The organism is Mycobacterium sp. URHD0025 (genome assembly GCF_000426065.1).
In the GTDB taxonomy this organism is placed as follows: domain Bacteria; phylum Actinomycetota; class Actinomycetes; order Mycobacteriales; family Mycobacteriaceae; genus Mycobacterium.
In genome coordinates this window covers 403679-423042 of sequence record NZ_AUEQ01000001.1, presented here as the reverse complement: position 1 = coordinate 423042, position 19364 = coordinate 403679, and the positions used below count along the sequence as shown (strand labels likewise).

At 64.1% G+C, this 19364-nt stretch carries 18 protein-coding genes; 9 read left to right on the top strand and 9 right to left on the bottom strand.

Going from position 1 to position 19364, the window contains the following annotated elements:
- Positions 1 to 12 precede the first annotated feature (12 nt).
- A complete protein-coding gene (locus H977_RS36020) occupies positions 13 to 2298 on the bottom strand; it encodes a cellulase family glycosylhydrolase (RefSeq protein WP_051288558.1) in 2286 nt (761 codons plus the stop codon).
- 661 nt (positions 2299 to 2959) lie between these two features.
- Positions 2960 to 3853, bottom strand: coding sequence for a helix-turn-helix transcriptional regulator (locus H977_RS0102070; protein ID WP_029106294.1), 894 nt, complete (start codon positions 3851 to 3853; stop codon positions 2960 to 2962).
- A gap of 100 nt (positions 3854 to 3953) precedes the next feature.
- Here H977_RS0102070 and H977_RS0102065 point away from each other — a divergent pair, with 100 nt between their 5' ends.
- Together H977_RS0102065 and H977_RS0102060 are read left to right on the top strand one after the other, a co-directional pair.
- Positions 3954 to 4838, top strand: coding sequence for an aldo/keto reductase (locus H977_RS0102065; protein ID WP_029106293.1), 885 nt, complete (start codon positions 3954 to 3956; stop codon positions 4836 to 4838).
- Between the two features lie 9 nt (positions 4839 to 4847).
- Entirely contained in the window at positions 4848 to 5837 is a 990-nt protein-coding gene (locus H977_RS0102060; protein ID WP_029106292.1) for an aldo/keto reductase, read from the top strand.
- Between the two features lie 5 nt (positions 5838 to 5842).
- Here the strand turns inward: H977_RS0102060 and H977_RS0102055 are convergent, their stop codons facing one another.
- On the bottom strand, positions 5843 to 6721 hold the full coding sequence (locus H977_RS0102055; protein ID WP_029106291.1) for a crotonase/enoyl-CoA hydratase family protein: 879 nt from the start codon (positions 6719 to 6721) through the stop codon (positions 5843 to 5845).
- A gap of 125 nt (positions 6722 to 6846) precedes the next feature.
- Between H977_RS0102055 and H977_RS0102050 the strand changes: the two genes are divergently transcribed.
- On the top strand, positions 6847 to 8316 hold the full coding sequence (locus H977_RS0102050) for an amidase (RefSeq protein ID WP_029106290.1): 1470 nt from the start codon (positions 6847 to 6849) through the stop codon (positions 8314 to 8316).
- Between the two features lie 5 nt (positions 8317 to 8321).
- Here the strand turns inward: H977_RS0102050 and H977_RS34320 are convergent, their stop codons facing one another.
- Both H977_RS34320 and H977_RS32335 read right to left on the bottom strand, forming a co-directional pair.
- The gene (locus H977_RS34320; protein WP_051288556.1) at positions 8322 to 9089 is read right to left on the bottom strand and encodes an HAD family hydrolase; all 768 of its coding nucleotides are present in this window, start codon (positions 9087 to 9089) and stop codon (positions 8322 to 8324) included.
- 58 nt (positions 9090 to 9147) lie between these two features.
- On the bottom strand, positions 9148 to 10491 hold the full coding sequence (locus tag H977_RS32335) for an MFS transporter (protein WP_051288646.1): 1344 nt from the start codon (positions 10489 to 10491) through the stop codon (positions 9148 to 9150).
- A 300-nt stretch (positions 10492 to 10791) separates the two neighbouring features.
- Here H977_RS32335 and H977_RS0102035 point away from each other — a divergent pair, with 300 nt between their 5' ends.
- Entirely contained in the window at positions 10792 to 11220 is a 429-nt protein-coding gene (locus H977_RS0102035) for a hypothetical protein (protein WP_029106289.1), read from the top strand.
- Here the strand turns inward: H977_RS0102035 and H977_RS0102030 are convergent.
- Positions 11213 to 12130 carry an alpha/beta fold hydrolase gene (locus H977_RS0102030; RefSeq protein ID WP_029106288.1) on the bottom strand — a complete coding sequence of 306 codons (918 nt, stop codon included), beginning with the start codon at positions 12128 to 12130 and terminating at the stop codon, positions 11213 to 11215. The two genes, H977_RS0102035 and H977_RS0102030, sit on opposite strands and share 8 nt — an antisense overlap.
- Positions 12131 to 12221: 91 nt before the next feature.
- Positions 12222 to 12821, bottom strand: coding sequence for an L-lysine exporter (gene lysE / locus H977_RS0102025; protein WP_029106287.1), 600 nt, complete (start codon positions 12819 to 12821; stop codon positions 12222 to 12224).
- 343 nt (positions 12822 to 13164) lie between these two features.
- Between lysE and H977_RS0102020 the strand changes: the two genes are divergently transcribed.
- From H977_RS0102020 to H977_RS0102000, 4 genes are all read left to right on the top strand, one after another.
- A complete protein-coding gene (locus tag H977_RS0102020) occupies positions 13165 to 14127 on the top strand; it encodes a GlxA family transcriptional regulator (protein ID WP_029106286.1) in 963 nt (320 codons plus the stop codon).
- A gap of 250 nt (positions 14128 to 14377) precedes the next feature.
- Positions 14378 to 14797, top strand: a complete 420-nt coding sequence (locus H977_RS0102010) for a Rid family hydrolase (protein ID WP_029106285.1) — start codon at positions 14378 to 14380, stop codon at positions 14795 to 14797.
- A 181-nt stretch (positions 14798 to 14978) separates the two neighbouring features.
- Positions 14979 to 15719: an SDR family NAD(P)-dependent oxidoreductase gene (locus tag H977_RS0102005; protein ID WP_029106284.1), complete on the top strand. Its 741-nt coding sequence runs from the start codon at positions 14979 to 14981 to the stop codon at positions 15717 to 15719.
- Between the two features lie 293 nt (positions 15720 to 16012).
- The gene (locus H977_RS0102000; RefSeq protein WP_029106283.1) at positions 16013 to 16306 is read left to right on the top strand and encodes a hypothetical protein; all 294 of its coding nucleotides are present in this window, start codon (positions 16013 to 16015) and stop codon (positions 16304 to 16306) included.
- 70 nt (positions 16307 to 16376) lie between these two features.
- Here the strand turns inward: H977_RS0102000 and H977_RS0101995 are convergent, their stop codons facing one another.
- Both H977_RS0101995 and H977_RS0101990 read right to left on the bottom strand, forming a co-directional pair.
- Positions 16377 to 17459, bottom strand: a complete 1083-nt coding sequence (locus H977_RS0101995; RefSeq protein ID WP_029106282.1) for an NADH:flavin oxidoreductase/NADH oxidase — start codon at positions 17457 to 17459, stop codon at positions 16377 to 16379.
- Between the two features lie 242 nt (positions 17460 to 17701).
- Positions 17702 to 17998, bottom strand: coding sequence for an antibiotic biosynthesis monooxygenase family protein (locus tag H977_RS0101990; RefSeq protein ID WP_029106281.1), 297 nt, complete (start codon positions 17996 to 17998; stop codon positions 17702 to 17704).
- A 436-nt stretch (positions 17999 to 18434) separates the two neighbouring features.
- Between H977_RS0101990 and H977_RS32330 the strand changes: the two genes are divergently transcribed.
- A complete protein-coding gene (locus H977_RS32330) occupies positions 18435 to 19340 on the top strand; it encodes a uroporphyrinogen-III synthase (RefSeq protein WP_081681572.1) in 906 nt (301 codons plus the stop codon).
- Positions 19341 to 19364: the final 24 nt, after the last annotated feature.

Genomic DNA, 19364 nt, shown 5'->3' with positions numbered 1-19364 from the left:
CCACCTAAGGAGTCACGTCGAGACGACAGACCCGGTCTTGGTCGCGTTCCCCGTTACGGTCACCGTGACAGTCGTTGCGCCCGGATCCGATGCGATGACGAGTTTGCCGTCGTTCGGTGCGGAGACGACGTGTCCACCGGTGACGACGACCTCATAGCCGTTCGGATACTGGATGGCCGGCGTCGAGATGGTGGTCTGCGAGCCCGCGGCGAAGGCGCCCGTACCGTCGACTCGCTCGGTGGAGTAGGTGAAACTGAACTTCCCGTCGTCGCTGACCGTCCACCCCTGCGGGGTTCCAGACACCACTTGCGGATACGGCTTCGAGAGCGCCTGGAGGTTGCTCGCGTTGACGTTGTCGCCGACGGGTGGCAATGACGGGTCGTAGACCAAAGACTGGTCACTCGGGCTGGCACTGCTGGTGATCTCGCCGATACCCGAGTACGCCCAATCCGCCCAACTGATCTGCTTCGCGTCGGCGGCCTGTGATTCGGCCGCGAGCACGTCCGGGTCACTGGTGGCTCCGAATTCACCCAGGAATGCGGGCATTTCGTGGCTGGCGGCGTAGGCAGCGGCGCGCCGCGCGAGGATCGGTCCGACGACGGAACTCAGATTGATGCCGGCCACGTTGCCGTAGCCGTGGTACTCCAGGACCGTGTTCGGATCCGAGATCGTGCCCAGTCGCACGGGCTGGCCGAAGAGTATGGCGCTGATCTCGTCGACCGCCGGGCTGGCAGGTGAGATGAACACCGGAGTGTTCGGGTCGACCGACCGGATGGCGGCGATGGTCTGGTTGTACATGGGCGTGAGTTGCTGGGTGCCGAAGAAGGAGCCGTTGAGAATCGTTGCGAGCCAACCGGACCCGACCCATGGCTCATTGATGATGTTGTAGCCGATGACGTCGGGATTGTCGCCGAAGTAGCTGGCGACGGCCTGCCAACTCTGCGCATAGTGGTTCTGGAGCCCCACCCCATCCGGAGCGTCGGGGTTGGCCCAGAACGCGTCCCAGGCGTGGTTCTGGGCGGGGCTCAGATAGTAGTTGAAGACGAATTGGCCCAGAAGTGCGCCCAGGTCGGGGTTGGGCAGCCCGCCGGTCTGGGTTGCCCAGCTTGGCGCACCTTCGCCATGGAGCTCGGTGCTGTACAGATCTTGGTGCATGTCGATGAAGGTGTAAATCCCGTGGTCACTCAGCGTCTGCACGGTTTGGTTGATCCCGGCCAAGTATTCCGTGTCGATGACTCCAGGCTCGGGTTCCACTGCTGCCCAATCGATTCCCAGCCGCACCACGTTGAATCCGTTGTCCGCCAGGAATTGTGCGTCGTCGTCGCTGAATCCCATCGCCGAAGGGTCGTACGGCGGAACCTTGTAGACCACGTTGACGCCGTGCATGATGACGACTTGCCCATCGCTGTTGGTGAACCAGGTGCCGGTGGTCGTCAGCTTGTCGGTGACGCCTGCGCTCGGCGGCGCTCCGGCGATGGTGCCGAACTTGCCGACGTCGCCGTGGGTACCGAAGATGCCGGCGATACCGCCCGCGCCGCCGAGGGCGACCAAACCGGACGCCGGGCCACCGACCGCGCTGTCGCCGGCATCTCCGCCGTTGCCGCCGATGCCGAAGAGCTTCGAGCCGTCACCGCCGTCGCCTCCGATACCACCAACCGCTCCGTCGCCTCCATCGCCGCCATCGCCGCCGAGACCGAAGAACAGTCCTCGCCCCTCACCGCCGAAACCTCCTGCGCCTCCGCGCGCCCCCGAGAGGCTCGTGCCGCCGTTCCCGCCGAGGCCACCGATGCCCATCAGCAGTCCGCCCGCGCCGCCGTCGCCACCGGCAGCGCCGGCGCCTCCCATACCGCCGGTTCCGCCGTTGCCGAGCAGTCCGGCAGCGCCGCCCGCTCCGCCGGCCTCACCGGCCTCGGTGCTGTGCCAGCCCGCGCCCCCGTCGCCCAACAACCAACCACCGTTGCCGCCATCCGGGTGTTCTGCGGTGCCCGTCGCGCCGTTGCCGATCACGTAGGACCCGGTCGCGGTGTTGATGAAACCATCGACCACTTCACCGATCGGACTGGCGATCCACGCTTGCGCCGCGTCATGGATGGGGTCGTACAAGGAGGCCCCGACCACGGCAGCAGGCGACGAAGTCTGCTGGACGCCGATCTTCGGCTCGGCCGCGACTGTTCTGCGGCTGGCCACGCCCAGCGCTGCCCATGCCAGCGGGTTCGAATCCTGCGGTGTGGTGGGGACTTTCATCGGCGACAGATCGCCCAGCCCCAACAACGCGCTGGTCGCTGCAACCGCATGCACGACGGGATCGGCCGGTGCCGTCGCCTGACGCGTCGTCGCAGGCAGGTTTGTCGACTCGGCGATTCCGGGTGTGACGGCAAATGTTCTTGTCGGCCGAGACGTTGGAGTCGGCCGGTCGGGCCGTTGAGACAGTGCCCAGGATCTGTGTGACAGGGCCGGTTTTGTTCGTTCTACCGATGGGGGTGACGCGTCGTCGTCGGCGGTCGTGGTCACGACGGGCTTGGTGTTGGACTTCTTGGCGGGAAGGACTTGATCCGGGCCCTCTCCGCGTCGTCGGGTGCCGTGCCGGGCCACGGAGCCAGCGGAACCACTCGTCGTCGCCGTGGTGCCTTCGGCGGTTCCAGTGGCTGGCCGCTTGTTGGATGTCGATGCTCGCGGCGCTCTGACCTTGCGGTTGGGGCCGACGTCCTTGGACGACGCGTGGGCACTCGCCTCACCCTTGGCTGGCCCACTCACGGGACCGGCGGAGGAGTCGCCGGTGTCCGCTGATGCCACCCAACTACCGGAAGCCAGTACGGCCCCGATCCCCAGCGCGACCGCCAGACCCCCGACACGACCCACATACGCCGATGCGTTCATGCGCTCATCAATACCCGACGCGCGCTACCCGCAGGGCCGAATTACGGGTAACCGGTGCGTACTTCGGGGCTCACACCACATCTCAGCTATTCGCTGCGGCCCGTTCGGTGGCGAGGTGGTCTTGGCTGGCCGCCCACGAGGCCAGCAACTTGAGGCCGTCAGCAGTCGGCGTGTCTGCGGCGGCGGTGTAGATGTTGAGCTGTAGCCCAGGCTCGGAGGGAATCGGCATCGCCTCGAAGTCCAGGTCGAGCTGGCCGACCACGGGGTGGCGCAACCGCTTCCGGCCGGATCGATGGAACCGGACATCCTGAGATGCCCACTGCTTGCGGAAAAGTTCACTGCGCGTGGACAATTCACCGACCAATGCGATCAGGTCCTCATCATGAGGATTCTGGCCGGCCTCCAGCCGGAGCATGGCGGCCGCGTCACGCACGATCTTGTCGTAGTCGACGAAGAACTGCTCGGCGGCATCGCGGTTGAGGTACACGAACCGCGCGGTGTTGGCCGGCCGTCGCGGGTCGGCAAGGACCGGCGCGTAGAGCGCGCGCGCCAGCTGATTCATCGCGAGCACATCATGGCGGCCGTTGCGGATCCAGGCGGGAGCATCGGTGATGGCATCGAGCCTCTGCTGTAATGCCGGTCTGATCGTGGCCGGCGTCTTTCGCTTACGGCGGTGGCCACCGGCGCTCGATTCCCGGGCCAGGGCGTAGAGGTGCTCGCGCTCCGCCTCGTCGAGTTGTAGCGCGGAGGCCAGACCGTCCAGCACGCTGTCCGACGCGCCGGCCAGACCGCCGCGCTCCATGCGGACGTAGTAGTCGACCGAGACCCCGGCCAACATCGCGACCTCTTCGCGCCGCAGTCCCTTGACGCGGCGGTTGCCGCCGTACGCCGGCAACCCCGCCTGCTCAGGGGATATGCGCGCACGTCGGGAACTCAAAAACTCGCGGACCTCCGTGCGCGGATTGATCGCGGTCATCCCTCCACCGTAGGCATCCGCGTCACGTCGAGGGAGGTACTCCCAGTACCCGGCCGATCAGGCACTCCCATGTGGCGACCCCTAGGCCTAACTTGAGGATATGAGCGTTCCCACCTTCACCTTGAATAACGGCGTCGCGATGCCGGTGCTCGGCTTCGGTGTCTTTCAGACACCGCCTGCCGAAACCATCAAGGCCGTCGAGGCCGCCCTGCAGACCGGCTACCGCCACATCGACACGGCGGCGGCCTACGGTAACGAGCGCGAGGTCGGTGAGGCGATCCGCCGATCCGGATTGGGCCGCGGCGAGGTCTTCATCGAGACCAAGATCTGGATCAGCGACTTCGGCTATGACCAGACCCTGCACGCCTTCGACAAGGGCGCCGGCAAGCTCGGCGTCGAGCAGATCGATCTGCTGATCTTGCACCAGGCGCTGCCTGGTGAGTTCGACCTGACCATCGGCGCCTACAAGGCACTGGAGAAGCTCTACGCCGACGGCAGAGTTCGTGCGATCGGCGTCTCCAACTTCATGCCTGCACACCTTGACTCGCTGCTGGCCGAGACCGAGGTGGTGCCCGCGGTCAACCAGATCGAGGTGCACCCGTACTTCCGGCAGTCCGAATTGCTGGCATACGACCAAGCGCACGGCATCCTCAACCAGGCCTGGGCACCGATCGGGGGTATCACGTTCTACCGCGAGGGCCCACACACCTCGACCTTGGAGAATCCGGTGATCGGCGACATCGCCGGCGCGCACTCCAAGACGCCGGCACAGGTGATGTTGCGCTGGCACATTCAGCAGGGCCGCCAGGTGATTCCAAAGTCGGTGACGCCCTCGCGGATCGCCGAGAACTTCGACGTCTTCGATTTCGACCTGAGCGCCGAACAACTGGCCGCCATCGATGCGCTCGACACCGGTGTCCGCGGCGGTCCGGAACCCGAGGCCATCACCCGGGAAACCTTCGCGATCGAGATCCCGGAAGCATAAGGAGGATTCATGCATACACGTACGTTGGGCCAGGAGCTTCAGGTTTCGGCCGTGGGTCTGGGCGCCATGGGGATGTCGCAGAGCTATGGCCCCAACCCCGGAGACCGCAACGACATGATCGGCGTGCTGCGCTACGCGGTGGAACACGCCGGGATCACGTTCTTCGACACCGCGGAGGTCTACGGACCGTATGTCAACGAGGAACTCGTCGGGGAGGCGCTGGCGCCACTGCGCGACCAGGTCGTGATCGCCACCAAGTTCGGATGGAACATCGTCGACGGCAAGATGGTCGGGACCGATTCGCGACCGGAGCAGATCAGGCGCGTCGCCGACGCATCGCTGCAGCGGCTGGGGACCGATGTGATCGACCTGTTCTACCAACACCGAGTCGACCCCAACGTGCCGATCGAGGACGTCGCCGGCACGGTCGGCGAACTCATCCAAGCCGGAAAGGTGCGGCACTTCGGGCTTTCGGAGGCGGGCGCCGAGACGATCAAGCGCGCCCACGCCGTCCAGCCCGTCACGGCGGTGCAGAGCGAGTACTCGCTGTGGACCCGCGACCCCGAGCCTGAGGTCCTGCCCACCTGTGGCGAGCTCGGCATCGGGTTCGTGCCGTTCAGCCCGTTGGGCAAAGGATTCCTGACCGGAACTGTCACGGACTCAACCGAATTCGCTTCCGGCGACATCCGGTCCACCATCCCGCGGTTTGCCGCTGACAACATCGGCGCCAACGAGGCATTGGTGCGCGAGGTGCGCAATCTCGCCGCCGTGAAGGATTGCACGCCCGGACAGATTGCGCTGGCCTGGTTGCTGGCTCAGCAGCCGTGGATCGTGCCCATCCCCGGTACCCGCCGCCGCAACCGGATCGACGAGAACGCCGGCGCCACCCAGGTCGCGCTCTCCGCCGACGAGGTCGCCGACCTCAACGCGCTGGCGGCACGTGTCGGCGTTCAGGGTGACCGCTACAACCCCGCCGGCATGGCGATGGTCGGACTGTGACGTCCTTACCCGCCGTCGACCCACTCCTCATAGAACGGCGGCATCTCGGACGCCCGGCCGGTGAAGTCCGGGGTGCGCTTGTCGAGAAACGCCCGCACTCCGTCGTGGCCGTCACCGATGCTCGTATAGAACATCGCCAACGAGTCCACCCGGTGTGCGTCGACCGGATGCGGCTCGGCCGAATTCCGGTAGAGCATCTGCCGCATGAGGGCGACCGAGACCGGTGAGCGGTCGCGCGTCCAGGCGTCGGCCAGGGCCCGTGCCTCGGTGATCAGAGCGTCCGGTTCGTGGACGGCTTGCGTCAGTCCCAGCTCGCGGGCAGCGTCAGCGGTGAGAATGTCGGATCGGTACACCAGGTCCAAAGCCGTTGGCATTCCGACGATCCGGGGCAGGAACCAGGTCGAACACGCCTCGGGAGTAATCCCGAGCTTTCCGAAGACCAGCCCGAACCGGGCCTTTGCCGACATCAGCCGGGCGTCCATGGCCAGCGTCATCGTCGCGCCGATCCCGACCGCGGCCCCGTTGATGGCGGCGATCACCGGCTTGCGGCAGGCATAGATCGCCAGCGTCACTCTGCCCCCGGTATCCCGGACCCGCCGAAGCTCGGGGTTGTCGAGGTCGGCCATGTCGGCCAGGCTCGGCGACTTGGACTCGTCGAGACCGAACACATTGCCTTCGCTCGACAGGTCCATGCCGGCGCAGAACGCGCGGCCCTCGCCGGTGACGATGACGGCGCGGACCGCGTCGTCATCGTTGACCGCCACGAAGGTCTGCTCCAACTCCTCTGCCATCTCGACGGTGAAGGCATTGAGGTTTTCCGGGCGATCGAGGACGACGGTGAGGATTCCGTCGTCGAGCTCGTGCCGGATCGTCGTGAAGTCCACGAATGCTCCTTCTCGGGTCGGTGGTACTCAGCTTGCCCAAGCCGGATTCCCCGGCAGCAACGACCCCCGCGTTGCTCGCCGGTGGTACACCACCGCGCACGGTCATCGGGGTCTACCTTCTTGGAATGGACTTCGACGAGTATCGTGCGCACGACGCCACCTCCTTGGCGAAACTGATTGCTGACAAGCAGGTTTCGGCGGCTGAGCTCCTCACCGCGGCCCAGGAGCGGGCCGCGGCGGTAAACCCGAAGATCAACGCCATCGTGCGTGACGTCCCCGCGTCGCCGTCGGACGATCTGACCGGCCCATTCGCCGGGGTCCCGTTCCTGATCAAGGACCTTGCCCAGGACTATGCGGGTTTGCCCACCTCGGCGGGTTCACGTGCGCTGATGTCGCTGAACGCCCCCGAGCACGCCACGGTGGTCCAGCGCTGGATCGACGCGGGCCTGGTCATCTTCGGGAAAACCAACATCCCTGAGTTCGGCGCGAAGGGGATCACCGAGCCGGAGGCCTGGGGCCCGGCCCGCAACCCCTGGGACCTCACGAGGTCGCCGGGTGGGAGCTCGGGTGGGTCCGCAGCCGCGGTCGCCGCCGGCATCGTGCCGTGTGCCGGCGCGAACGACGGCGGTGGATCGATTCGTATCCCGGCGGCCAGTTGTGGACTCGTCGGGCTGAAACCGGGCCGCGGACTGACGCCGTCGGGTCCGGCGACCGGCGAGTCCATGCACGGCGCAGCTGTTCAAGGCGTCGTCTCGCGGTCGGTGCGCGACACCGCGGCCATGCTCGACGTTCTCAGCGGCGGCGAACCCTGGGGGCCGTATGTGCCGGCGCTGCCCACTGAACCATTCGCGTCATGTGTGGGGGCCGATCCCGGCAAATTGCGGATCGGGCTGCGGGTGCCGACGGCGATCAACCCCTCGCCACACCCCGAGGCATTTGCCGCCGTCGAGAGGACGGCTGCCGCGTTGACCGAACTCGGACACCATGTCGAGGAGCTGCCACAAGCACCGTTCGACGACGCCGCGCTGGCCCGCGACTTCCTGCTGACCTGGTTCGTCTACAGCGCATGGGAGCTCGCCGAGGCCAAGCGGTTGACCGGGGCGGGCGACGACGCGTTCGAACGTGACACGCTCATCATGGCGGCGATCGGTCGCGCCACAAGCAGTGTCGACTATCTGGACGCGGTGCAGCGGCGCCACGAACACACGCGGCGCCTCGGCACGTTCTTCGAGTCGTACGACCTGCTCTTGACGCCCGCCCTGGCAACGCTGCCCCCGCGGATCGGCGAGTTCGATCTCCCGGTCGTGCTGCAGCATGCTGCTGACGCGTTGATCAAGACCCGTACCGCAAGCTTGTTGCGCTACACCAAGATTGTCGACGACATGGTGGACAAGAACCTTGGCTGGGTGCCCTACACGCAACTGGCGAACATCACCGGTCGCCCCGCGATCTCGCTACCTCTGCACTGGACGCCAGAAGGATTGCCGCTCGGCGTCCAGTTCGTGGCTCCGCTTGCCGGGGAAGCGCTGCTGCTCAAGCTGGCTGCTCAGCTCGAGCAGGCGATGCCCTGGGCCGGTCGCTTCGCGCCGGTCTGACATGTCTAGGTGAGCCGCGCGATGCGTTCGGTGAAAGCAGTGGGCGTGAGACCGAATTGGATCATGATGTCCTCTGCAGGTGGTCCGCCGTAGGGCTCCCATCGCCGCGCGAAGTCGAGGAGGCGCGCTGAATCGTGGATGACGGATCCGGCTGATCGCCGCAGCAGTGGGCGGACGTCGACGATCCGTGCCACTCCGGCTGCACGTGCGGCGTGGATGCCGTTATCGGTTGCTTCGTAGACCTGAACATCGGCCGCGGGGAGACCGAGCCGTCGGCATGCGAGCAAGTGGCCGTCCGGATACGGCGTGCCCCGGACAACGGCGTCACGTGTGATGACGACGCGCATGATGGTGTCGAGCTGGAAGGCGCGCATCGCGGTGCGAACGGCCGATCGGTCGGATCCTGTGACGACGCCGATGGGGAGCGATTCCTGATGCCGGTGGATCAGCCTGTGCAAGAGGCTATTCGGTCGCATCTTCGTGGCGAGTGTGTCGGCCAGACGATTGCGTTCGGCGATGATCATGTGGGGATCGGCCGCCACTGACGAGTGTTCGCAGGCGCGGGCCACCATCTCGACGATCGGCAGATGGTGGTGTTCGTCGAACCAGCGTTGATCGATGGTGGCACCGTAGGCCGCCAGAGCTCTGTGCAGGACGCTGTAGGTGAAGTCCGGTGTGCCGAAAAGCGTTCCTTCCCAGCCGAACAGCAGTGCGGAGACGTCTGAGTTCGGTTCCAGGTCGGATGGCCGGCAGGCCGTGGTGACGGTGGTCAAGGTCGACGTGTGCTCCGGGGCGGTATCGCGGGCGGTCGTGATGCGGACGGAATCTTCGTCAATGCGTCTTGTGTGCCGGTGCCGGCTCGGGGAAGAACACGTCGGTGACGTCGACTGACTTCTTCCGGACCAGCATCACGGAAGCGGCTGCGATCAGGCTGGCCGCAGCCAGTGCGTACAGGCCCCAGGTGACGGCACCGGTGGCTTGTTTGATCAGGCCGAATCCGAACGGTGCGACGAACCCGCCCAGGTTGCCCAGCGAGTTGATGATCGCGATCGCGGGTGCCAAGACCATTGGGTGCATTGAGGATTGGGGAATGGACCAGAACAGGGGACTGGCGCTCTTGAATCCCATCGCCGCGATGCAGAGGAAGAGCAGCGCCAGCAGAGGGGAGGTGATGGCGGCCAGGTAGGTACCGGCTGCCGCGGTGAGCAGGGCGAAGATCAGCAGGGGGCGGCGCAAGTCAGGTCTGCGGTCGCCGAGGCGCGAAGACAGGTACATCGCGATGACTGCGCTGATCCACGGCAGGCTCGACAGCAGGCCGACGGTGATGTCGTTGAGGCCGTGGATACGGCGCACGATCGATGGCAGCCAGAAAGTGTTGGCGTATATCGACAGTTGAATGGCGAAGTAGATCCAGCAGAACAACAGCAGCTTGGGGTCCGCCAACATCTTCCAGCGGTTGCCCTTACCCTCGACGCCGGACGCCTTGGATTTTTCGGCTTCCTCGACCTCGATGGTGTCGATGAGGGCGTCCTGCTCGGCGGGGGTCAGCCACTTGGCATCGCGGATCTTCGAATTGAGCATGAAGTAGGCGACGACTCCGACGAGTACCGACACCATGCCTTCGATCAGAAACAGCCACTGCCACCCCCGCAGACCGCCCTGGCCGTGCAATGAGAGCAGCGGGCCCGACAGCGGACCGGAGATCGCCGCGGCGATGGAGGATCCTGCGATGAACAGCGCCGTTGCCCGCCCGCGGTGGCTGTCGGGTAACCACTTGGCCATGTAGTAGATGACAGCCGGGAAGAAGCCGGCCTCGGCCATGCCGAGCAGGAATCGCAGGACGTAGAACATTTCGGCGCTTTGGACGAACATCATCGCGGCGGACACCAGGCCCCAGCTGATCATGATGCGCGTCAGCCAGATGCGGGCGCCGAACTTCTCCATCAGGATGTTGCTCGGGAGTTCGAAAATGGCGTAGGCCACGAAGAACACGCCTGCTCCGAAACCATAAGCGGCAGCACCGATGCCGACGTCCGCCTCCAGGTATTCCTGTGCATATCCGATGTTGGCGCGGTTGAGCTGATTGCAGATCAGCATGATGATCAGCAGCGGAACAACGCGGCGGAAGAATTTCGACACCGCCGACTGCAGGTCGGCGGACGCGGGTTGCGTGATCGGCACTTCCGCTCCATTCGGTCGACCCCACCGAGGTGCGGTGGCTCAGAGATGACGTCGGCGAGTGACCCGCCTCACAGAATGTAGGGCAGAATATTGATACACGTCCAAGTCCGTTTAGGTATGGGCTGATCCAGTCTTGGTATGAGTGGCCGCCTGGGCTCGGATGGCTGCTCAGCGCAGCGGTGTCATCTCTGAGGGAGATGTCCTGTATCAAAAGCAATCGTTGGACTTGATCACCGTGGGCGGGTCAGATGGTGACGTTGTCGCCCACATGAACTCGTCCCTAGGAGTGCCACCATGCCTGTCGTCCGCTTCCAGATGACCTCAGCGCTCGACCCCGCCGCTCTCATCGATGTGCTGACTGACTTCGGGCCGTCCCGTCCGCAGCAGTGGCCGACGATCGACGCGGACCATTTCGAAGTGCATGCCCTCGGAGACACCTGGGCCGAGGTGACTGAGGGAACAGCGTCGGCGTGGGAGCGCGCCCGCTATGACTGGGATGCCAAGCGCGGGCGCGTCACCGTCGCGACGCACGACTCGAAAGTCTTCGGCCCGGGCGGTGGCTGGACGTTCCAACTCGCGCCGCAGGCCACCGGCACCCGAGTGGACGTCGAATTGGTCCGCAACCCAACGGGACTCAAACGCAAGCTGCTCGCCGCCCTGCTGCCCGTTGTGGCGCCGCGAGCGCTCAAGAAGTCGTTCGCCGGGCCGCTGCGCGCTAAGTGATCGACCAGAACTCCAGCAGGGTGCGGATGGTCGCTACCAGCGGCAGGGGTTGATCCAGCATGGGGTGATGGCCAGCCTCCGCCAGTTCGACGAATGGCCCGCGTAGTTGCAGCATCGAGCGAATCTGGTCGGCCATCCGCGGTGGGACCACCCCGTCTTCGCAACGCAAATAGCCCACGCGGCAAGGGATCCGGGCGAAGGTGTTTTCCAGGATCTCCTCGTCGGCGGCCGTCTCGTCGAGCAGGTGCCCGCCGAAGATGTCGGGGTCGAACTTCCACACCCAGCCGTCGTCGGTTTTGCGTATCGATTCCACCGCGATGTGGTGACCGATGTAGGGCAGTGTCACGTCCTGCTTGGGCACCGCCCGAAAGCGGGCCAGGATCTCTTCCTCGGACTGGTATCCGGCGGTGTCCCGGCGACGTTTGCGCAGTCGAACTTCCTCGGGGGCGCGTTCGCGCAGCGGCGAATCGATGACCAGGATGCTGTCGATCTGTGCGCCGTAGCGGGTGGCGGCCGAGGCGCCGACCCAGCCGCCCATGCTGTGACCGACGATGGTGGGCCGCGCCGAGGATCCCGAGGCTTCTGATGCCGCGAGAACTTCCCGGGCCCAGATCGACAGGGCGTATTCGGTGCGGGTGCCGCTGTCGCCGTGCCCGCTCAGGTCGGGCGCGATGACGCGATGGGTGCGGGCGAAGAACGGCGCGATGTGGTCCCACCAGCCGGAGTGCGCTCCGCCGCCATGGACGAACGCGAGCGGAGGTTTGTCCGGGTCGCCCCACGAGCGCACGTGAATGGGGCATCCGTCGACGTCGATGGTGGAGTGCTCCGGCGTCTTTTCCAGGGCGGAGGTGAACCAGGCCGGGGCGTCCGCCATGGGATGCGGAGGCGGGGCCGGTTCACGGCGGAACATGGGACTCACCTGCTAAGTCTGTCTCATGCCGGGAGCCCGATCGACACGCGGCCGACGAATTCCGGCTGCGGCAAAGTAATGGTGACCGACGTCAGGACACCGCGAGGCTGACGCCCAGCGCGACCATCATCACCGCGATGACGCCGTCGAGGATGCGCCAGGTCATCGGGGTGGCGAACAGTCCGGCCAGCCGACGCGCGCCGAGGCCCAGACCGGTGAACCACAGTGCACTCGCGGCCACCGCGCCGGCGCCGAAGAGCCATCGTTGCTCGCGGTGTTCGTTGGCCAGGGAGCCGAGCAGCACCACGGTGTCCAGGTATACGTGTGGGTTCAGCCAGGTCAGCGCGAGGCAGGTGACCAGCACCTCGGCCAGGCGGGCCGGGGTGCGCTCGGACGGGTTGAGGGTTGCCGGCCGGAAGGCGCGGCGCGCGGCGAGCACGCCGTAGCCGATAAGGAAGGCGGCGCCTCCGAATTTCGCGACCGCCATGGCATCGGGGTGGGCGGTGATCACGGCACCGACGCCGGCGATGCCCGCGGCGATCAGGATCAGATCGGAGACCGTGCACAACGCGATCACGGCGACGATGTGCTCCCCACGGATGCCTTGGCGCAACACGAAGGCGTTCTGCGCGCCGATCGCGGCGATCAGCGCCATGGTGGTGAGGAATCCGATGAGGACAGGTGAAGCCATGGGGTCGAGGGTATGGAGGTGCGGTGATCAAGTACAGCTAATGATTCTTCATGTGGATTAGTTAAACTTATGAACGGGATTGGCCGGTGATCCGCCGGCAGCTTTGTTGTCGTTCCCAGTAGTCCGCCTGTGAGAACCGGCAAAGTCGGCTGGCGCCGGAATCGAATCGGCGGCGGGACCTGATTAGCAGGTCCGGCGTTGGGGGTGGTGAGACACAGGGAGGGTGGGGATGGCCGGACCAGGGAACGGGAGCCATCCGCCACCAGAATGGCCGGATCCTTGCGGTACTAGGCAGAATTGCCACTGTTCATGAGAGCTGCTGGTAGGTCAGTGTCAGTCAGTGATGGAGAAACAGCACCGTATTGCAGTTGTGGCCCTTGACGGTGTCACGGCATTGGACATTGCGATCCCGGTCGATGTATTCACAGTTGACTCTGATGTCCCGTATGACTTGAAAGTCTGCGGGATGTCGGATCGCGTCAGCACTGCATCGGGCCTGGCGTTGGTGGTCGGCCACGGACTTGATGCAGTGGGTGAGGCCGATACCGTGATCGTCCCGGGGTATCAGCCGGTGGATCGGCCCGTCCCTGCCCCAGTTCTGGACGTTCTAGTAGAGAGTGTGGCGCGAGGTGCCAGGGTGGCCTCAATTTGCACCGGGGCATTTGCTTTGGCGGCTGCTGGCGTCCTCGACGGTCAACGAGCCACCACGCATTGGCAGCATCTTGGGGAATTCGAGGCGTTGTTTCCGTCGGTGCAAATCGATCGGGATGTTCTCTATGTCGACAACGGTGATGTCCTTACTTCTGCCGGAATGTGTTGCGGGATCGACATGTGCTTGTACATGGTGATGCGGGATCTTGGTGCCGCGACCGCGAATCGGGTAGCGCGTGCATTGGTTGCCCCGCCTCATCGCGATGGGGGGCAGGCGCAATATGTTCCCGCTGCGGTTGCGATTATCGGGGACACGTCGTTGGCTGCCACTCGGGCCTGGGTATTGGGCCGTCTCGCCGAGACAATCACCGTCGCAGAGATGGCCCAGCACGCCAGGATGTCGGTGCGAACTTTCATGCGTCGTTTTACCGACGAAACAGGAACGACTCCGTTGCAGTGGCTGGTCAACGCGCGCGTTACCGCTGCACGCGAACTACTTGAAACCACCGACTATTCGATCGACCGGGTCGCTCAGGACTCGGGCTTGGGATCGGCTGCCAATCTGCGCCTCCATTTCCGCCGCAGCCTGGCCACGACGCCAACCGCCTACCGTCAAGCCTTCTCGTGTGACTACGCCACAGCGACTGCCGTCTGAACGGGCAAACCTAGTAATCGAACAGGCAATTCGACTGTGGGCTCGGAGAGGCGATTAGACACGATGCAATCGTCCGCCGACGCGACCGTTGGGTGCGCCGCGACAAACTCGAACAACGCGGACCACGGCGCGATCCATGGCGAATTCCTCAGCGAAACAGAGGGTTTCAGTCAGCTCCGCAGCGAGCAAGTCGGCCGTGCGTCTCGCTGAAACAACTGATCCGCATGAGTCACAACGAAAGGAATACGCAATGACAATCCACACTGTTGAGGTCCCCGAAAACTCTGAGATCTTCGGCCAGACCGTGGGCGCATTCGCGAGCTTTGGCTATTCCGCGGCAGTGCGCTCATACGGGCACTTATTCATTGCTGGCACCATCGGTCGGTGCCCCGACGGCACCATCCCTGAGGGCATCGAGGCGCAGACCGAGATCGCCATTGGGAAGCTGCGGGAAATTCTCCGCCTGGAAGGTCTAGACCTGTCCGCGCTCGTCGATGTCACCAGCTACCACGTCGACATCCACCAGCACCTACCGGGCTTTACTAGGGCGAAGGCGCGTCACATCAAGCCTCCTTACCCGGCTTGGTCGCTTATCGGCGTCAGCGGCCTCGCTAGCCCCGGACTGCTTGTCGAAATCCGCGCGACCGCAGCGTATCCCGGGGAATACTGAGCGTGCCTCCTTACGCTTGGACGTACACTCACTCGTGCTATACGCGAACTATCCACAACCGCTGACTATTCGACCGATTGTGGCCAAATCCTTTTGCAAATTGTCGATTACGACACTCGTGTGAGATTTGTCGGAAGGGAACGCTGATCAGAGAAACATCAGTCGTTCGAGAGGAACCAATGTGTCGGATCTGACGGGTAAGCGGGCTCTGGTCACCGGCGCCGCACGAGGCATCGGGGCGGCCATCGCCGTGGAACTGGCCGCTCGTGGCGCCGATGTGGCCATCACGTACCAGCGCTCGGCTGAGTGCGCGGAGACGGTCACTGACAAGGTTCGTTCGCTCGGGCGGAGGGCCGCGGCGATTCGAGCTGACAGTGCAGACGCAGCGGCCGTCACGTGGTCGGTCAATGAAACTGTCTCGCAACTAGGCGGATTGGACATTTTGGTCAACAACGCTGGTGTGTTGCATTCGGCGCCGCTGACCGAGACCACACTTGAGCAGATCGATCACATGATCGCAGTGAACATTCGCTCGGTCGTGCTCGCTTCACGGGCTGCGATTACTTATCTGCCCGATGGAGGCCGAATCGTCTCTCTGGGCTCCTGCCTGGCTGAGCGGGTCGCGATCGACTACGCAACGGTCTATTCGATGTCCAAATCTGCGTTGCTGTCCTTCACTCGTGGCCTGGCGCGCGAACTCGGACCGCGCCATATCACTGTCAACCTGGTTCATCCGGGACCGACGGATACCGATATGAATCCAGCAGACGGTGCGGGTGCCGATGGGTTAAAGGAACTCATGGCGCTCGGACGTTTTTCAAATGTGGTCGACATTGCATCGGCAGTTGGGTTTCTGGCTAGCCCGGCTGCCCGAAATATCACCGGCACTGGCATCACCGTTGATGGCGGCATGAACGCCTGAGCGCGCGGTCTATCTGTTGCACATGGGGCATGGTCCCTAGCCGCAGGAGCGACGCGCATGCCGCACTGCGGCCTCCGTTGTTCTAATGGCATGTGTTCTCAGACGGCTCATCTTGCAGGCGAGTGACCAGCTTCTTGGAGTTTGGTTCGGCACTCGTCTCAAGGGGCGACTGGTCAGCGTGGCAGCGAAACCACCTGCGCCACCTGTCCTTTTCTGAACTGAAATACTGGCCGGCTGCGTTGACCTCGTTCGGCTCGCCACCACCTTCGCCGCATGGACGCGTGGGCCGGTAGATGCTCGCGGCGGCATTGCAGGACGAGGTCGCCGCCTATGGCGACCGGTTCACCGAGTCTGGCGGATTTGCTGTGCGATTTCCTCCACCGCGCGGCATAGCAGCGCTGGTGGTGGCGATCGGTGACGGTGCGCTCGGATTCTGGAAAGTGTTGCGCGATATCTCTCCCGAGACGCGCAAGCAGAGCCGCCGGTTCGGCGAGTCTGCGAATAGTCTTTCCGCACTGCTTAAATCATCGAGCGCCGGTGCGATCGCGGTGATGAAAGACATCTACATGGGCCGACGGCATCCATGAGGCGCATCTCACGGTGAGGCATTCGACATCGGTTACGGCGCAAAACATCGTCGAGTATCAAAGGTCGAGGTTAGGTCCATGCGGTTGCGCGGAATGGTAGTGGGACGTAATCAATCTCCGCTCCGAGTTCGTGTGCCGCACGCAGAGCGAAGTGCGGGTCCCGAGTGAGCTCGCGCGCAAGGAAGATGGCGTCTGCGCGCCCTTCTGTCAGGATACTTTCTGCTTGATGTGGTGAGGTGATTTTGCCTACGGCGGAAGCGCGAACGCCGCCAAGTTCGCGGACACGCTCGGTGAGTGGGACTTGGTATCCGGGTGACACCGATATGAAGATGTCTCCGATCAGCCCGCCGCTGGAGATATCGAAGAAGTCGGCTCCGTGTTGCTGTGCCCACCCAGCGACGCGGGCGGTTTCGTCGACAGTCCAGCCACCGTCTACCCAGTCAGTACCGGAGAAGCGGACGAAGAGGGGGATTGTCTCGGGTATCACGTTGCGGATTTGGTCGACGACTTCGAGGAGCAGTCTGGCGCGGTTCTGAAGTGATCCGCCGTAGCCGTCAGTGCGTGCGTTGCTCAGTGGTGAGAGGAACTGGTGGAGGAGGTAGCCGTGGGCAGCGTGAATCTCGACGACGTCGAAGCCTGCATCCACGGCGCGCTGGGCGGCCGCGCCGAAGTCGTCGAGGACTTTGGCAATGCCGGCCGCGTCCAGTTCGATAGGGGCGTGCATACCCGTGAAGGGGATCGGTGATGGCGCTACTGTCATCCAGCCACCCTCGGCGGGTGGCTTGGTGCGGCCAGCCTGCGCGGTGAACCCGCGATAGTCCGACGCCTTTCGCCCCGCATGTGCCAGCTGTATGCCGGCTTGGGCGCCTTGGCTGTGAACGAAGTCGACGACACGACTCCAGCGGTCGCGTTGTGCGTCGTTCCAGATTCCAGTGCATTCGGCGGTGATGCGTGCCTCGGGACTGATGCCAGTCGCCTCCATCATTACGAGGCCGGCACCTCCTGCGGCGTAGGTGCCGGCGTTCACGAGGTGCCAGTCATGGGGCATGCCGTCGCCTTCGAGGCACATGTACTGGCACATCGGCGAGACCCAAATCCGGTTACGGAAGGAAACGCCCCTGATCGCCAACGGTTCGAAAAGACGTGGGGTCACGGTCGTAGTGGTCCCTTTTCTGGCTGCTGTTTGCTGCTGGACGACGCGGTATGCCGCGCGTCCTGTCAACCCTCCGCTGTTCGCCGATTCCTGGCGAGAGGCGAAGATGCCGAAATCCGTTAGGAAGCAGCCGATCCGCAACCGACAATCTCGAATCGCTACCGAGGACGCGAGGTCAGCCAAAAGCGCCAAAGCGCCCCCACCGATGCACTTCGTGGCGGGGGCGCTTCGTCCGGGCAGGTTCAGGGCAGGTCGACGACCTCGAACTCGAGCAGGTCGGCCCCGGTGGCCACTGGTTTGTGTCCATCGGTGACCGGCCCGTGGTCAGCCGTCTTGGCCCGCCAGGCATCAAAGGACTCCTGGCTCGCCCAGATCGTCATCACGAAGTACCGATCGTCACCTCTGACTGGGCGCAACAAGGTGAAACCTTCGAACCCGGGTTCGCCGTCGACCATGCGCGCCCGTGCAGCAAAGCGACCTTCCAATTCAGTGCCTTGGCCTGCCGGAACGTGCAGGGCATTGATCTTGACTACAGACATGGATCTCCTTGTGTCATGGACTATTGGTGGCGGTCACTGAGCGGTGAGTGCCACTGTTCTTCGGTGATGGACCGCACCCAGCTTGATGCTGTTCACCGACGACGTTCGATACTACTGAAGGATCAGTTCCCGGGCTTTGCGACGTTCTATGTTTTCCGATACGAAAAGCCCTGGCACACAGTAGATAACGCGGTGGCAGCAATCTGACGCAGCCTGGCATTATCACCACTGGCAACGCCCGGTCGCGCCGACGATGATGAAGTGGCCGGATTCTTCGCGAGGACAGGAAAGGTCAACGCTCTTGATCGCCATCGACCAATCGCTGGACAACTCATCGGTAATTATTCACCCGGTCAGCGCCTGTTATCTCGTTGTCGCAGCGACGAAATCGGACCTCGTCAATGGCAGTAGCTGGTAGCGATGTCAGCATCAACACATGACGCTTGACGGTGAGAGTGGTCCCTGCCGCACGTTGGACGGCAGGAACGTGACGGCGTCACAGCTGCGACAAGACGATTCGTCACCTGCTGGGCGGTCTCTGGAAGGTCGCCGGATCGGAGTGACAGCGGCTCGGAAAGCCCGAGAACAGATCGAGATGTTCCAGCGACGCGGCGCCGACATCATGTGGGCGCCCGGGCTTTCACTTGTCCCGTCGATGCTCGACGAGCGGGAGCTTCGCCGCATTACGCAGGCCGTGGTGTGCCGGCCTGTGGATCTGTTTCTGGCGACGACCGGCACCGGCATAAACTCCTGGTTCGAATCCGCAGACTCATTGGGGCTGGGCCACGATCTGGTCCGAGTCGTCTCCGGTGCCGAGGTGTTGGCTCGGGGACCGAAGTCGACCGGTGCACTGGTCGGGCGGGGACTACGCGTCGACTGGTCGCCGGAGAGTGAGTGCTTTGAGGATGTCCTGGCGTACCTTGGCCGCCGAGATCTGTCTGGTAAGCGAATCGTCCTGCAGGAGCATGGCCAGTCGCTGGATCGCGCAGCTCAGGTCCTGCGCGAGCGTGGTGCGGAGGTGGTTGTCGCCTCGATCTACCGCGTGGATGGACCTGAGTCGCCGGGGCGCCTTAATGAACTTCTTGATCTGGTTGCCAGTCATGCTCTCGACGCACTCACCTTCACCTCGGCGCCTGCCGTTGCCTCGATCATGCGCGCCGCCGAACTCACCGGTCGCGAATCTGCGATCGTTGATGCGCTACGCGGCGACATTGTGGTCGCGTGCGTGGGACCGATGGCTGCAGATGCATTCTCGCCCTGGAGTATTCCTGTTGTCGTGCCTCGCCGCTATCGTCTCGGCGCGCTCGTCAAACTCGTCGAGTCCCACCTAGCGCAACGCTGATCCGTGAACCAGAATCGATTGACA

What these genes read in the sequence shown, in the direction of transcription:
- H977_RS0102020 (WP_029106286.1), top strand. Translation starts at nt 13,165, where the DNA reads ATGGAGAAACAGCACCGTATTGCAGTTGTGGCCCTTGACGGTGTCACG.
- H977_RS0102060 (WP_029106292.1), top strand. Translation starts at nt 4,848, where the DNA reads ATGCATACACGTACGTTGGGCCAGGAGCTTCAGGTTTCGGCCGTGGGT.
- H977_RS0102065 (WP_029106293.1), top strand. Translation starts at nt 3,954, where the DNA reads ATGAGCGTTCCCACCTTCACCTTGAATAACGGCGTCGCGATGCCGGTG.
- H977_RS0102035 (WP_029106289.1), top strand. Translation starts at nt 10,792, where the DNA reads ATGCCTGTCGTCCGCTTCCAGATGACCTCAGCGCTCGACCCCGCCGCT.
- H977_RS0101990 (WP_029106281.1), bottom strand. Translation starts at nt 17,998, where the DNA reads ATGTCTGTAGTCAAGATCAATGCCCTGCACGTTCCGGCAGGCCAAGGC.
- H977_RS0102030 (WP_029106288.1), bottom strand. Translation starts at nt 12,130, where the DNA reads ATGTTCCGCCGTGAACCGGCCCCGCCTCCGCATCCCATGGCGGACGCC.
- H977_RS0102050 (WP_029106290.1), top strand. Translation starts at nt 6,847, where the DNA reads ATGGACTTCGACGAGTATCGTGCGCACGACGCCACCTCCTTGGCGAAA.
- H977_RS32330 (WP_081681572.1), top strand. Translation starts at nt 18,435, where the DNA reads ATGACGCTTGACGGTGAGAGTGGTCCCTGCCGCACGTTGGACGGCAGG.
- H977_RS0102070 (WP_029106294.1), bottom strand. Translation starts at nt 3,853, where the DNA reads ATGACCGCGATCAATCCGCGCACGGAGGTCCGCGAGTTTTTGAGTTCC.
- lysE (WP_029106287.1), bottom strand. Translation starts at nt 12,821, where the DNA reads ATGGCTTCACCTGTCCTCATCGGATTCCTCACCACCATGGCGCTGATC.
- H977_RS0102010 (WP_029106285.1), top strand. Translation starts at nt 14,378, where the DNA reads ATGACAATCCACACTGTTGAGGTCCCCGAAAACTCTGAGATCTTCGGC.
- H977_RS0102000 (WP_029106283.1), top strand. Translation starts at nt 16,013, where the DNA reads ATGCTCGCGGCGGCATTGCAGGACGAGGTCGCCGCCTATGGCGACCGG.